The 13,731-nt window shown below is 42.4% G+C and carries 13 protein-coding genes; 7 read left to right on the top strand and 6 right to left on the bottom strand.

The window, feature by feature from the left end; genetic code table 11:
* Nucleotides 1-4: 4 nt before the first annotated feature.
* Nucleotides 5-166 carry a hypothetical protein gene (locus I3254_RS02535; RefSeq protein ID WP_238050916.1) on the bottom strand — a complete coding sequence of 54 codons (162 nt, stop codon included), beginning with the start codon at nt 164-166 and terminating at the stop codon, nt 5-7.
* A 502-nt stretch (nt 167-668) separates the two neighbouring features.
* On the opposite strand from I3254_RS02535, the gene I3254_RS02530 reads away from it, so the two are divergent.
* Nucleotides 669-1,130, top strand: a complete 462-nt coding sequence (locus I3254_RS02530; protein ID WP_201570534.1) for a DUF2846 domain-containing protein — start codon at nt 669-671, stop codon at nt 1,128-1,130.
* Between the two features lie 138 nt (nt 1,131-1,268).
* Here I3254_RS02530 and gorA read toward each other — a convergent pair whose 3' ends face one another.
* The 3 genes from gorA to I3254_RS02515 form a co-directional block, all read right to left on the bottom strand.
* Entirely contained in the window at nt 1,269-2,633 is a 1,365-nt protein-coding gene (gene gorA, locus I3254_RS02525) for a glutathione-disulfide reductase (protein ID WP_238050915.1), read from the bottom strand.
* 174 nt (nt 2,634-2,807) lie between these two features.
* Complete coding sequence (locus tag I3254_RS02520) at nt 2,808-3,260, bottom strand: threonine/serine exporter family protein (RefSeq protein ID WP_160022269.1); 453 nt, start codon at nt 3,258-3,260, stop codon at nt 2,808-2,810.
* Nucleotide 3,261: 1 nt separating this feature from the next.
* On the bottom strand, nt 3,262-4,050 hold the full coding sequence (locus I3254_RS02515; RefSeq protein ID WP_101205821.1) for a threonine/serine exporter family protein: 789 nt from the start codon (nt 4,048-4,050) through the stop codon (nt 3,262-3,264).
* A gap of 123 nt (nt 4,051-4,173) precedes the next feature.
* Between I3254_RS02515 and I3254_RS02510 the strand changes: the two genes are divergently transcribed.
* Nucleotides 4,174-4,455, top strand: coding sequence for a DUF503 domain-containing protein (locus tag I3254_RS02510; RefSeq protein WP_238050914.1), 282 nt, complete (start codon nt 4,174-4,176; stop codon nt 4,453-4,455).
* 371 nt (nt 4,456-4,826) lie between these two features.
* Nucleotides 4,827-5,288 carry a DUF2846 domain-containing protein gene (locus tag I3254_RS02505; protein WP_238050913.1) on the top strand — a complete coding sequence of 154 codons (462 nt, stop codon included), beginning with the start codon at nt 4,827-4,829 and terminating at the stop codon, nt 5,286-5,288.
* Nucleotides 5,289-5,425: 137 nt separating this feature from the next.
* On the opposite strand, the gene I3254_RS02500 is transcribed toward I3254_RS02505, so the two are convergent.
* Nucleotides 5,426-5,857 carry a hypothetical protein gene (locus tag I3254_RS02500; RefSeq protein WP_238050912.1) on the bottom strand — a complete coding sequence of 144 codons (432 nt, stop codon included), beginning with the start codon at nt 5,855-5,857 and terminating at the stop codon, nt 5,426-5,428.
* A gap of 11 nt (nt 5,858-5,868) precedes the next feature.
* On the opposite strand from I3254_RS02500, the gene I3254_RS02495 reads away from it, so the two are divergent.
* Nucleotides 5,869-6,498 (top strand): LysE family translocator, encoded by a 630-nt coding sequence (locus I3254_RS02495; protein ID WP_238050910.1) that lies wholly within the window; start codon nt 5,869-5,871, stop codon nt 6,496-6,498.
* Nucleotides 6,499-6,655: 157 nt separating this feature from the next.
* On the opposite strand, the gene uvrA is transcribed toward I3254_RS02495, so the two are convergent.
* Nucleotides 6,656-9,562 (bottom strand): excinuclease ABC subunit UvrA, encoded by a 2,907-nt coding sequence (gene uvrA / locus I3254_RS02490; protein WP_238050908.1) that lies wholly within the window; start codon nt 9,560-9,562, stop codon nt 6,656-6,658.
* A 713-nt stretch (nt 9,563-10,275) separates the two neighbouring features.
* Here uvrA and I3254_RS02485 point away from each other — a divergent pair.
* The 3 genes from I3254_RS02485 to ssb all read left to right on the top strand — a co-directional run bounded on the left by I3254_RS02485 (nt 10,276) and on the right by ssb (nt 13,322).
* Nucleotides 10,276-11,640 (top strand): MFS transporter, encoded by a 1,365-nt coding sequence (locus tag I3254_RS02485; protein ID WP_238050906.1) that lies wholly within the window; start codon nt 10,276-10,278, stop codon nt 11,638-11,640.
* 129 nt (nt 11,641-11,769) lie between these two features.
* Nucleotides 11,770-12,381, top strand: a complete 612-nt coding sequence (locus I3254_RS02480) for a DUF3833 domain-containing protein (protein WP_238050903.1) — start codon at nt 11,770-11,772, stop codon at nt 12,379-12,381.
* A 317-nt stretch (nt 12,382-12,698) separates the two neighbouring features.
* Nucleotides 12,699-13,322 (top strand): single-stranded DNA-binding protein, encoded by a 624-nt coding sequence (ssb, locus tag I3254_RS02475; RefSeq protein WP_101204383.1) that lies wholly within the window; start codon nt 12,699-12,701, stop codon nt 13,320-13,322.
* Nucleotides 13,323-13,731 lie beyond the last annotated feature (409 nt).

The following is a 13,731-nucleotide window of genomic DNA, read 5'->3' as shown; positions in this document are numbered from 1 at the left end:
TAAATTAACCCCAAAAATGTCCAAAGGTCATAAACAGACCAATACTCAGAAGCATAAATGCCACAATAATTAAGCGCTTGAACCAGTTAAATGCTGGCAAGCGCGTGGTATTATCATCCGACATGAGATAAGCGAACAAAAACAATAGGCTTGCTGCCAAGGTCATGATACCAAGCCCAATTGGTAATATAAATAAGTACACCTGCCACACAGTCATCTCTCAACGGTCAGTATTAAGCGCATCATAGCAGCAACAGGATTGCGCTGTCTGTATGAACGTGACTTCACTTAGACTTTTTACAGCTATTCAAACAGAAGTGATTCGATTATAGAAAAACAAGATTAAATAAAAATAGGCAAATATCGAGAAATAAGTTGGCTTCTAAGATATAATTCTATATAGTTCTAGTAACTTTATAGACACATTAAGAACGAGGGGATTAGTGGTAAAAAATCAGCGAAAACCTTACTTACATATTCATATAGATGTCACATATCAAATGACTATTACTGATAATTGAGGTACTTGCAAAACCAGTTTTAAGGTTTATCAAGCGAGTGACGAGTTGGTTTTGACTATTGAAACTGAGGTATGTCTCTATAATTTATTCATCATAAAGTCATTAAAATATATTAAACAAAACTATCCTTATTCTTAGAGAGATAACATGCTAAAAAGAATTGCTTTTCTAACGGTTACATCAATACTATTTGCTGGTTGTGCGTCTGTACCCACTGAAAATGTTGAAGTATCTAATGTACTCAAGCAAGTTAAAGCACCAAGTACAGATAATGCTGGTCTATATATTTACCGTAGCAATAGTGTGGTGGGTGCGGCTTTGAAGAAAGATATCTGGGTAGATGATGAGTGTATTGGAGAGACTGCGCGTGGAACATTCTTTTACCATGAGGTGCTAGGAAATAAAGAGCATAAAGTTTCAACAGAATCTGAGTTCTCACCAAATGATTTAATGGTAATGACTGAAACAGGTCAAAACTACTTCGTCAAACAGTATATTAAGCCCGGTCTTTTTGTCGGTGGTGCTGGTTTGAAGTTAGTACCTGAAAGTGAGGGCAAAGAAGCGATAGCTGACCTTGAGCTCGGTATTAAAGGCAATTGTAGTAAATAGCTAATTTTATCATCCGAGTGGTTCGTAGTATTAACGACATTTAGCTATTAACTCACTGAAAAATAGGCTGAGATTGGATTGAACACGAAAAAGAGGGTGCTTATAAAGCACCCTCTTTTTCGTGTTCAGTCTGCGTAACTAACGCATCGTCACAAACTCTTCCGAGCCAGTTGGATGAATGGCAACGGTATTGTCAAAGTCAGCCTTAGTCGCGCCCATTTTGATAGCGACGGAAAAGCCTTGAATCATCTCATCGACGCCAAAACCAATACCATGCAGGCCAATAACTTTTTCATCATCGCCCAAGCATACTAGTTTCATGGTGCATTTTTGACGATGTTGAGTGACCGCGCTATACATATCGGTAAAGCTTGAGGTATAACACTTGATATTTTCTTTGCCGTAGCGTTCCACCGCGTCGATTTCAGATAGGCCAATCGTACCGATAGCAGGATGAGTAAAGATTACGGTCGGTATCAACGAGTAGTCCAAATGCTCATTTGGCTTATTGTTAAATAAACGCTCAGATAAACGACGACCAGCGGCAATCGCTACGGGCGTTAGATCTACGCTGTTCTCGATAATATCGCCAACCGCATAAATACCATCGACATTGGTGTTTTGGAACTGATCGACTTTAATTTTACCCGTCTCGGTTGTCTCGACCCCTGTCACTTGCAAATTAATACCGTCAGTCGATGGTGCGCGACCAATTGCCCAAATCAAGCAATCGACAGTATCGATACAGTCTTCACCGCCATCGTTGGTGGTCAAATCGAGACTGTCATCGTCATTTTTATTGACTTCACTGATCACCGTATTAGTGTGTAATTTGATGCCAGCTTGTTCCATTTCTATCAGCAAAGTCTCTACGATAGTATGGTCAAACGTACGGAGTGGTGAATGTTTGCGCACATACAAATGCACTTCGGCACCCAGACTGTTTAACACTCCTGCGATCTCGACAGCGATATAGCCAGCGCCCACAATCGCCACGCGTTTTGGTAAATGATTCAACGCAAAAAATCCGTCAGAGTCGATGCCGTATTCTGCGCCTTTGATATCTGGCTGAATCGGGTGACCACCTGTGGCAATCAAAATATGGTCAGCGGTAATCAGCTCGCCATTTACTTCTACGGTATTGGTATCGACAAATTTGGCAAAGCCTTTGATCACTTCGACGCCGTTTTTGGCCAAATTATTATCATAGGCGCGGTGAATGTTTTCGATATATTGTTGACGGCTCTGTACCAGCTTTTGGAAGTCAAAACCTTTTAACTCAACATCAAAACCATAGTCTGGCGCATATTTATGGATGGCTTCAGCGACTTGCGCGCCATACCACATAACTTTTTTGGGAACACAGCCCAAATTTACACACGTGCCGCCCAATTGATTGGCTTCGATAATGGCGCATTTTTTGCCATAACTGGCTGCACGGTTGAGTGACGCGATGCCGCCGCTACCGCCGCCAATAGAGATATAGTCATAATGTTTGGTCATAATACGGTCTCTTTATTAAGTTGTTATTGGTGCTGTTTCCGACTCTACTGTAATGGGTCTTGTCATTCATCTTACAAGTTTTTTATAGTTAGCGTATGTTGAATCGCTTGACTATAAACGCTGCTTGGTTAAGAAAAGCCTAGCATTTAGATATTTAAATCTACTCAAACCCATTTATACAATAGGACGACGTCTATAAAATAACAGTCCCGGAATAGACAAGCCAAGTACCAATCCTGAGGTGACAAATAGTGCTTCAAACAAATACACCATCATTTGGCTAAACAACTCGTCTGAAAAGCCAAAGTAACCTATCTGTACCATACTGACCATCGCCTTATAAGCGGCGATACCAGGCATCATACAAATGACGCTAGGCGAGATGAGCGCTTTGGGCGGTAGGGTATATTTCTTAGAAAAGTACACACCCAAAAAGCTGGCAAGCATCGCCCCAAAAAAGCTAGCAACCACGATATGAATGTGCTGATAAACGAGAGCTGTCTTTAACCCAAAGCCAAACGCTGTCATCAGTAAACAAGGCAAGATATAGCGTTTGGGTACGCTAAACATTAGCGTCCAACCAAGGGTGATGATACAAGACAGTACGACGGTTTTAATAAACCACATCTTAAAACCCCCAGTGCTGTATGCGAAGTAAAACCAGCGCCATGACGATACCGACGCACGCGGATAAGGTGAGCATATAGGTAAAGACCGCACGCCCAACGCCAATATTGACATAGCCTTTTAAAATATCGGACAAAGAGTTAATCAATGGAAAGCTGGGCACCAGTAGCAATACGCTAGAGGCAACAGCGATATCGGCATTGTTACCAATATCAAAATAGTAGGTCGTCGCGCCAATGAGCGAGGCAATAAAAGCCGTCACAATGACGGTGATAAAAGGGTTAAAGTGGTGCTTGGATAGATATATACGGGTAAACATCGCCACCATACCCGCGATGAATGTCACCGCCGTAATCGACCAACTACCTCCATTCAGATAAGCAAACGCCGCACAAGAGGCACCAACAAACACGCTTACTAACCATGTTGGATATACGGTCTTATCCAACTCATCAAAGGCAAGGGTAGTGCGGTCAATCAAGTCATTATGATCGACAGTGGCTTCGGTTTTATTGACGATTTGCTGGATTTGTACCAACAGATTGACGTTGATGCTCTGATTGATCGTGTCTCTAGTGGTGGTGATACAGCGCTCGTCACAGATAGTCGTCAAGGTAATGGCGTTAAAGTTCAGCGAACATTCGACGCTATTCATTCCCAAGGCAAGCCCCAAGCGTTTGGATAAATCCACCACCACGGCAGACTCAGCGCCATACTGCATAAGGAGTAGTCCGCAGCGCACGCATAGTCGGGTAATGCGCTGCTGCTTTACGTAGCTGATAGAGGTCATGGGCGAGATACGCAGGTTGGTTGGTATTGATACGCTATTATAAAGGGTATAGATGCTGATGCGCAGGCATTAACGGATATTATATTGGCTGCTATTGTAAAATTTTTTGATAAGGAGCATAAAATGCATATCGCTATTTTGACGCTGACATTTTCATTGCCCGGCTGTGGCTCGTTAAAAGAAAAACGCCACCGTATGGGCGGCTTGCACGCGCGCTTTGGCAATACGCCAAGCATCGCGGTATGTGAGAGCGGTGAGCGTGATCGGCATGCCGCCAGCGAGTGGACGTTTGTGATCGTTGGTCTGTCGAAACGTGAGGTCGAGTCGCAATGTAGTCAAATTGAAGAGAAGCTAGAACGTACGGTGGATGCACGGGTGATGGATGTTGAGCGGGAGTTTGTTTAGGAAGTAGCTTTTATAGAAAAACAACACCTAATCTGCCATTTTAATCACGTCCAAATTATGCTCTGTGAACACGATGTGACCACGTTTAATCTATCAGCATCACCTGAGCCTAATAAAAAATATATTTCTGAAATCATATAAGGAAATTTAGATAAATTATGTTGAGTTTTATAGGGATAATCTGTATTGTATCGTAACAAAATTTATACATTATAGTTCAAGTAAAGAGATCGCATCAGACGTTTATATATTATAAATCAAGCGTCAAGATAATAATGAGTTACATGGTCTAAGGTTTGATTTCTCTATGGTAAACCACAATGTTATTAAAATTTTGTCAGTCAGATAAACTTTATTATTAGAGAAATATTATGCTAAAGAAAATCGCTTTTTTAACCATGACATCAGTCCTATTTGCTGGTTGTGCTTCTATCCCTACAGAGCAAACGCATGTATCTGATGTATTAAAGCAGGTTCAACCACCTTCAAACGATAAAGCAGGACTATATATCTATCGTTCTAACAGTGTCATAGGTGCAAGTTTGAAGAAAGATGTTTGGATTGATGATGAGTGTGTTGGTGAAACAGCGCGCGGAACATTCTTTCATCAAGAAGTGCAAGGAAATACGACGCATAAAGTCTCTACTGAGTCTGAATTTTCTCCAAACGATTTGATGGTAAATACTACTGCGGGTCAGAACTATTTTATCCAGCAATACATTAAGCCAGGTGTGTTTGTCGGCGGGGCTGGACTGAAATTGGTTTCAGAAGCTGAAGGTAAAGAAGCGATATCAGATCTTCAGCTAGGCGTAAAAGGTAAATGTAGCAAATAATAGGCCTTATTCTATTATGAGCTAAACTATAATAAGTTCTTGTTAATGTATCGAAAAAGCATCAGCAATTAAGCTGATGCTTTTTTAATGGTTCAGAACAAAAGGGTTTTTTAATTTGACTAACTATTACTGTTAATCTAATCACTAACATGAGGCAACTGATTCTCCAAATCTTGTTTCAAGTGAGGTGCATTGCTATTTGTCCACGTCTCATCACACCAATCACAACTACTGTATAAATTGCCAAGCCAACAAGGGTAGTATGAAATGTTATCAGGTAAATCTCTCTGAGCATCCATAAAACCACAGTCAATATTACTAATTACTCTACAGATATCTAGAGGAGTAATTTCATCATTTAAATATCTTTTAATTACATTGATCAGGTATTTAGCCACTAATATTTCCGCACTCAATGATTGCGGTGAAAAATTTAGTTCTGCTTCTATAGATAGTCTAAAAAGAATATCCTCAAAATAATATTTAGGTGAACAAAAAATTTCAAACACGAATACTAAAATAGAAATTTGTTGATTAAATAAATTATATTTAAGGATTAATAGAGACATAAAGGACTGTCATGACCATTACAACCATCCAGCTATTCACTTTCATCATTGCTGTATTCATATTTATCATGACGCCGGCCCCTGGTGTGTTTGCCACGATTGCCAAAGCCATGACGCAAGGTTCTTGGGCGGCGCTGCCTTTAATTATTGGACTTGCCGCAGGCGACACTATTTATATGGTGTTCTCAGCTTATGGACTGAGCGTGTTAGCAAGTAATTTCAATACACTGTTTACTATCGTTAAGTTTGTGGGTGCAGGTTATTTATTTTACTTGGCGTACAAGATGTGGACGACTGTGCCAAGTGAAATTATTACTGGAAATATAGTGCTAAAGAACAAGAGTGAGGGGTTGAAAAGTGTGATGTCAGGCTTTTTGGTATCTATTAGCAATCCAAAAGTTATTTTATTTTATATCAGCTTGTTACCGAGCTTTTTTCCAGTTACTAGTCTGACAGGCGTAGACATTACGATTTTATGTCTAGTGATTTTTAGCTGTGCCATTGTTGCCATGATGATGTATGCCTTTATGGCGAGTTATGCGCAAAAACGTCTAAAAAGTTCTAAAGCGCGTCAAAAATTTAACCGAGTAGGGTCTTCATTTATGGGATTGGCTGGCACATGGTTGATAGCGAAGGGTTAAATTTACTAGATAGCATTTAATACAAAGTGCGACTCTCAACAGCAACAGCAACAGCAACAGCAACAGCAACAGCAACAGCAACAGCAACCTTGGATTCTATACATTAAAAAAAGCCACCCTATAAAGAGTAGCCTTTTATCAATTATCACTAAGGGTATTAGCTGACTTCTTTCATGCTTTGTTCAAGCATCGGCTTTAAGAATATACCCGTGTAGGATTCTTTGACTTCAGCCACTTCCTCAGGCGTACCTTCAGCGATGATCATACCACCACCTTTACCGCCTTCAGGGCCTAGATCAATCACCCAGTCTGCCGTCTTGATAACATCCAAGTTATGCTCGATGACCACGATGGTATTACCTTTATCGCGTAGGGCATGTAGGATATTGAGCAGCTTATCGATATCATGGAAATGCAAACCAGTGGTTGGCTCATCCAAGATATACAGCGTCTGTCCTGTATCACGTTTGGCAAGCTCACGTGCCAGTTTGACACGTTGCGCTTCACCGCCAGATAACGTCGGCGCAGACTGACCCAAGCGAATATAGCCAAGACCCACATCCATCAGAGCTTGCAAACGACGATAGATCGCTGGTATTGCAGAGAAAAACTCAGTCGCGTCCTCGACCGTCATATCGAGCACATCAGCAATGCTCTTGCCTTTATAGTGAATCTCTAGCGTCTCGCGGTTGTAGCGTTTGCCCTCACAGGTATCACAGGGCACATACATATCAGGTAAGAAATGCATTTCAACCTTAATGAGACCATCACCTTGGCACATCTCACAGCGTCCGCCTTTCACATTGAAACTAAAGCGACCCGGCTTATAACCGCGGGCACGCGCTTCTTGGGTCTGGGCAAACATCTCACGCACAGGGGTAAACACGCCAGTATAAGTCGCTGGGTTTGAACGCGGCGTACGACCGATTGGGCTTTGATCGATGTCGACCATTTTGTCCAAATGCTCAAGACCGCTAATGCTTTCAAACTTGTCAGCAATCAGCGTTGAGGCATTGTTTAACTGAGTCGCTGCCAATGGCATAAGCGTACGGTTAATCAAGGTTGATTTACCCGAACCTGAGACACCCGTCACACAAGTCATGATGCCAACAGGAATGGTCAAATCCACATCGTGTAGGTTATTACCTGACGCGCCTTTTAGCTCGATGGTCATCGGTACTTTTTTGGCTTTGACCTTACCTTTGACTTCCACATCGATGGTTTTGGCTTTATGACGGACAGTTGGAATCTCGATTTTTTTCTTACCAGACATATATTGTCCAGTCAGCGATTCTTTGTTTGCCATGATGTCATCGACCGTACCTTGAGCGATGACATGACCGCCATGTACGCCTGCACCGATACCGATATCGATGACGTGATCTGCTTGGCGAATCGCATCTTCATCATGCTCTACGACCAGTACCGTATTGCCTAAGTCACGCAGGCGCGTTAGGGTTTTTAGCAGGCGATCGTTGTCACGTTGATGCAGACCGATTGATGGCTCATCAAGTACGTACATCACACCCATCAGACCAGCACCGATTTGGCTAGCCAGACGAATACGCTGTGCTTCACCGCCCGATAGTGTTTCGGCAGAGCGAGCAAGGGTCAAATAATCAAGCCCAACGCTCACAAGGAAGTTTAGACGCTCATTAATCTCTTTAAAGATTTTTTCGGCAACTTCGCCTTTGTGACCGCCAATCTTTAGTGTTTTATAATAGTCAGCAGCGTCCCCAATAGAGAGCTTAACGATTTGAGCGATGGTTTGGTCATCGACACGGACATTGCGCGAGATTTCATTCAGACGCGCGCCGTCACAGACGTTACAAGTAGTATCTGCTAGATATTTTGCCAACTCATCACGAACGAGGTTACTTTGCGTCTTAGCATAACGACGCTCTAGGTAAGGAAGCACGCCTTCAAACGGTATGGTCTTATTGGTCTTGCGACCGCGCTCATCGGTAAAGTTAAAGGTGAGCTTTTCTTTACCAGAGCCTTGCATAATGAGGTCTTGCTGCTCTTTAGACAGATCTTGCCACGGCGCATCCATATCGATTTTAAAATGCTTGCAGACCGTGCTAAGCAAACCGAAATAATACGCATGGCGTTTGTCCCAACCATTGATAGCGCCTTGATTGAGCGACTTCTCATGATGAGTAATCAGTTTTTCAGCCGAAAAATATTGGCGTTTGCCAAGACCATCACAGCTTGGGCATGCGCCATATGGATTGTTAAAACTGAACATACGTGGTTCAAGCTCAGGCACTGCACGGTCACAGACAGGGCAAGAGTGCTTGGCTGACATGACTTGATTGTCATCGCCGCCTTCTTTTGGATTGCCATCCATAAAGTGCAGCGTGACCAGCCCTTGACCCAAGCGTAGCGCCGTCTCTAAGCTCTCAGCGACACGGTTGCCCAAGTCGTCACGAACTTTAAAGCGATCGACCACCACTTCGATGGTGTGCTTTTTCTTCTTATCCAGTGTCGGTAGCTCGTCAGTGTCATAGACATCACCATCGACGCGCACACGGACAAAACCTTGCCCAATCAGCTGCTCAAGCAAGACGGTATGTTCACCTTTACGCTCACGAATCACCGGTGCCAAAATCATAATCTTAGTATCATCTGGCAATGCCATGACCTGATCGACCATCTCAGTGACCGACTGCGCAACCATTGGCTCACCGTGCTCAGGGCAATATGGCGTACCGATGCGTGCATAGAGCAGGCGCAGATAGTCATAAATCTCGGTAATCGTACCGACGGTCGAGCGTGGGTTATGGTTGGTGGATTTTTGCTCGATAGCAATCGCAGGGGATAGACCTTCGATACTATCGACGTCAGGCTTTTCCATCTGTGAGAGGAACTGACGCGCATAGGCCGATAAACTCTCGACATAACGGCGTTGCCCTTCGGCATACAGCGTGTCAAATGCCAATGAAGATTTACCAGAGCCAGATAGGCCAGTGATTACCACGAATTTATCTCGTGGAATGTCTAAATCGATGTTTTTTAAATTATGAGTACGTGCGCCGCGTATTGCGATATGGTCATGTGCCATCGGTTACAGGTTTCCTATTTGCTAAAAGGGGATTGGGAAATATCTCAAGTCAAAAAGTAAATACAGATCAGTAAAGTGGTTGGTTAAGACGTGAATAATTCTAAATTTATGATGTCGTTATAAGTAGTATTGTTATAAAAGTTATCGTTATAAATCATGTCGTTATTAAGAATGCTGTTATAAAGGGTACATATATTGATAAGGCAAAATTTGTGCCAGCCTAGTTATTCATTTTCTATTATTGTTTGGCTTTGTATTGCTTGTCGTTCCTATGACTATTTTTTATAGGACTCAGCAAATCTAAATCAAATCAGTGTTAAGTAACAGGCATCGTTTGTTATGGTTTTGACCAAAAATGTCATTTTATAGAAGCGTTCATCGTTACGTAGATATGTTGAGTTAGCCATTAATTGTGCTGACAACGTTTTACTTTATTGTCATGGTGATAGCATTATTCAAGGCATGACTGTGCATCTGATGCACTTGGTAACAAAATAATCTCGTAATATGAATGGCTTGGGTTAAGGGCGCATACATTGCTGCACCAGTAAGACAAAAGTCTCGGCAACCAAACGGCGAATGTCTTATACTAGGGGGCTTGATTTATAGGCCAGTGCCTTGATAAACCAGTAGTGATAAATCATGGTATGGCGCAGTGTTAGTCGCGAAAGATAGCAATGAGCAACCAGCAATGATCAACCAGTGAGGCAAGTATGAATAGCGTAGAGAAACGGGCAATCCTCGGAGTCGGTGGCATCTTTGCCTTACGTATGATTGGCTTGTTTATGATTGTGCCGGTATTTTCTGTCTACGGTGATAATTATGCACACGCGACGCCGTTTTTGATTGGTTTGGCCGTTGGTATTTATGGCTTAGGGCAGGCTATTTTTCAGATACCGATGAGTTTGGCTGCTGATAAGTTCCCGCGTAAGCCTATTATCTTTCTGGGATTGATACTATTCGCCGTCGGCGGCATGATTGCAGCAAATGCGACAGATATTTACGAAGTGATCATTGGTCGAGCGCTGGCGGGTAGTGGTGCGGTCTCTGCTGTGCTGATGGCATTATTGGCTGATGTGACTCGTGAGGAAATGCGTACCAAAGCGATGGCCACGATGGGTCTGACGATTGCTACCTCTATTATGCTGGCCTTTGCCTTTGGTCCATTATTAGTCGGCTCGCTCGGTATCTCTGGGCTGTTTTGGCTAACTTCAGGATTTGCTATATTGGCGATGCTGCTATTGGTGGTAGTACCGACGCCTATGCGCGTGCTCAAGCACAATCTGGATAATAAGACCATCGGTCAACAGTTAGCCACTGTCCTCAAGATTGGTGATCTTAACCGCTTACATATCGGCATCTTTGCGCTACATCTGACGATGACGGCGATATTTGTGATATTGCCGCACCAGCTCAGTGACGTACTTGGCTTATCAGTACGTCAGCAAGGCATGGTGTATTTGCCGCTGTTATTCATTGGTTTCGCCATCGCGATACCTTTTATCATCATCGCTGAAAAGAAACGCAAAATGCGTCAGGTGTTTTTGGGTGCGATTGCACTGATGACTGCCGCTTTAGCATTGCTAGCACTTGGTAGTCAGGTCGGTGTTGGTATCATATTGGGTTTGCTGCTGTACTTTATGGGCTTTAACTTACTTGAGGCGACGATTCCCTCATGGATATCTAAGCGCGCACCAGTCGCCAATAAAGCGACCGCGATGGGGCTTAATTCCTCTAGTCAGTTCTTTGGAGCATTTGTAGGTGGGGCAATGGGTGGTTTGTTATTAAGCCAGCCTAATTTGTTGGCGTGGGGCATACTGGCTCTTATTATGGGTGCCGCATTGCTTATCATCATTCCCATTTCTCAACCACCTTATTTATCGAGCACGACCATTACTATTCCCAAAGACATCAATATCCAAGACTGGTCACGGCAGATGTTGGCAGTAGATGGTGTTGATGAGTTGGTCGTAATGGCAAAAGAGCAAGTCGCCTATTTAAAGTTAGATAAGACACAGTTGACGGATGATTCACGTCAGCAGCTATCGAGTTTGGCGCAAAGTCCGCTAGATATATAATAGTTTTGTACTAGTAGTTGTATATGAAAAAAAAGCCAAATAGCAAAAATTGCACAGACAGCAGTCTCATAAACCACCAGTATCAATAAGTAGAAACTAACTATTTATCTCTATTTAAAAGGAATTAATATGAGTAAATTTAAGATGTTGTCTGGTAGTGTCATTGAGGGTAAAAAGAAGGCGCATCGTTCAATAGCCAAGTTAACCGTAGGTCTTGGTTTATCAGCCATGCTGCTGACCTCTGGTTGCGCTACGCAAAATATTCAGGCATATCAGAATACTACACCGACGCTCGACATGCATGAGTTTTTTTCGGGTCAAATTGATGGTTGGGGTATGTTCCAAGGTCGAAATGGTGAGGTCAAAAAACGCTTTTATGTTGATATTGATGCAACCCATGAGGGAGATGATGTCATTGTCCTAAACGAGAAGTTCTCGTGGGCAGATGGCACGAAATCGCAGCGTATATGGCGTCTGACTGAGCAGACAGATGGCAGCTGGAGAGGTGTGGCAGGTGATATTATTGGCGAGGCAACAGGGCAAGTGGTTGGCAACACGTTGCACTGGAATTACTTATTAGAGTTACCTGTCGAGGACAAAACCTATAAAGTAACGTTCGATGATTGGATGTATCTTATCAATAAGGATGTCATGCTCAATCGCTCAGTGATGAAAAAATTTGGCGTAGAGCTGGGTAGCGTGACATTGAGCATGCATCGCAAGCCTTCTGATGCTAATTAGAAATCTCTAAATCACTTAATAATAAGTAAGGTGCTATGCAATATCGATAAAGGTAGACGGTGTTCTTTAGCGTCTTAAAATGGCAAAATAGCAGCATATTTATCTATTACCTGTTATTTATTGGACTCTACAATATCGACTAGTATATCAAGATAGAGTATCTAAGCGACATAGACTGACGTGCACCATAGGTGGCCTATAGATATTTCGATAAAAATTGGTTAAAGTAAAATTATACAATTGATAGTATCAACTGACGCTATCAGATAACGATTAAAACAGTTTATTAAATTATTCATAAGTAAAAGGACGGTATCATGCGCGGAGTCAATAAAGTTATCATCATCGGTAATCTCGGAGCAGATCCTGAGGCACGCCAATTCAGCAATGGCGGTAGCGTAACCAATATCTCGGTTGCGACATCAGAGCAGTGGACAGACAAACAAAGCGGCGAAAAAAGAGAAGCGACAGAGTGGCATCGTATCGCACTTTTTAATCGTCTAGGTGAGATCGCAGCGCAATACCTGCGTAAAGGCAGCAAAGTCTATATCGAAGGTAGTTTGCGTACACGTAAATACCAAGACCAAAGTGGTCAAGACCGTTATATTACTGAGATTCGTGCTGAACAAATGCAGATGCTTGATGGTCAAACTGGCGGTGGTCAAGGTGGAGATAGCTTTGGTGGTCAGAACCAAGGTCAAAGTGGCGGCTATAATAATCAAGGTGGCCAAAACAACCAGAATAACTTTGGTCAGCAAGCAAATAACCAGATGGCACATCAAGGCGGTTACAATCAACCAGCGGCTCAAGGTGGTCAGAATAGCTTTAACAATCAGGCGCCTGCTCAGCAAAACCAGTTCAATCAGCCAGCACAGAAACCTGCACAATCTAAGCCTACAGCAATGCCAGATGGCCCTGTAGATGATGACATTCCGTTTTAGGATATACCTTAGACTTAATGTTAAAAAAGCCCTGCAACTGCAGGGCTTTTTTAATGCTTGCTATAGTTAATTCAATTTAAAAGAGATACAAGGCAACTGAGTGCAGATGTAACTGTGATACTTCAAACGAGGTTAACACTGTGGCTCTCTTATAGAGGGTTAGCTATATCCAAAAATATAATTCAGTTGATGCTTTTTAACGTAGCTAAACTAATTTTTTATTAAAGAATTTTTAATTTATTTAGTACGCTCTTAATATGTAAACGAATAAACTTAAGTTTAATTAGTACTGGTTTAATACTGTTAATTATTACATTAGCTAATATGCTTACTATAGTTAAGTCTTTATAAAATCGATACAGCCCATATCATGAAACAGTTTAGGTAGATTATTCTCCATCCATCCTTG

Source organism: Psychrobacter sp. Ps2 (assembly GCF_022129405.1).
GTDB lineage: Bacteria > Pseudomonadota > Gammaproteobacteria > Pseudomonadales > Moraxellaceae > Psychrobacter.
This window is presented reverse-complemented; position numbering and strand designations above follow the sequence as displayed.

Coding starts and splice junctions, on each gene's coding strand:
- I3254_RS02510 (WP_238050914.1), top strand. CDS start 4,174: ATGCATATCGCTATTTTGACGCTGACATTTTCATTGCCCGGCTGTGGC.
- I3254_RS02515 (WP_101205821.1), bottom strand. CDS start 4,050: ATGACCTCTATCAGCTACGTAAAGCAGCAGCGCATTACCCGACTATGC.
- I3254_RS02480 (WP_238050903.1), top strand. CDS start 11,770: ATGAGTAAATTTAAGATGTTGTCTGGTAGTGTCATTGAGGGTAAAAAG.
- I3254_RS02505 (WP_238050913.1), top strand. CDS start 4,827: ATGCTAAAGAAAATCGCTTTTTTAACCATGACATCAGTCCTATTTGCT.
- I3254_RS02530 (WP_201570534.1), top strand. CDS start 669: ATGCTAAAAAGAATTGCTTTTCTAACGGTTACATCAATACTATTTGCT.
- I3254_RS02520 (WP_160022269.1), bottom strand. CDS start 3,260: ATGTGGTTTATTAAAACCGTCGTACTGTCTTGTATCATCACCCTTGGT.
- I3254_RS02485 (WP_238050906.1), top strand. CDS start 10,276: ATGAATAGCGTAGAGAAACGGGCAATCCTCGGAGTCGGTGGCATCTTT.
- uvrA (WP_238050908.1), bottom strand. CDS start 9,562: ATGGCACATGACCATATCGCAATACGCGGCGCACGTACTCATAATTTA.
- I3254_RS02500 (WP_238050912.1), bottom strand. CDS start 5,857: ATGTCTCTATTAATCCTTAAATATAATTTATTTAATCAACAAATTTCT.
- ssb (WP_101204383.1), top strand. CDS start 12,699: ATGCGCGGAGTCAATAAAGTTATCATCATCGGTAATCTCGGAGCAGAT.
- I3254_RS02535 (WP_238050916.1), bottom strand. CDS start 166: ATGACCTTGGCAGCAAGCCTATTGTTTTTGTTCGCTTATCTCATGTCG.
- I3254_RS02495 (WP_238050910.1), top strand. CDS start 5,869: ATGACCATTACAACCATCCAGCTATTCACTTTCATCATTGCTGTATTC.
- gorA (WP_238050915.1), bottom strand. CDS start 2,633: ATGACCAAACATTATGACTATATCTCTATTGGCGGCGGTAGCGGCGGC.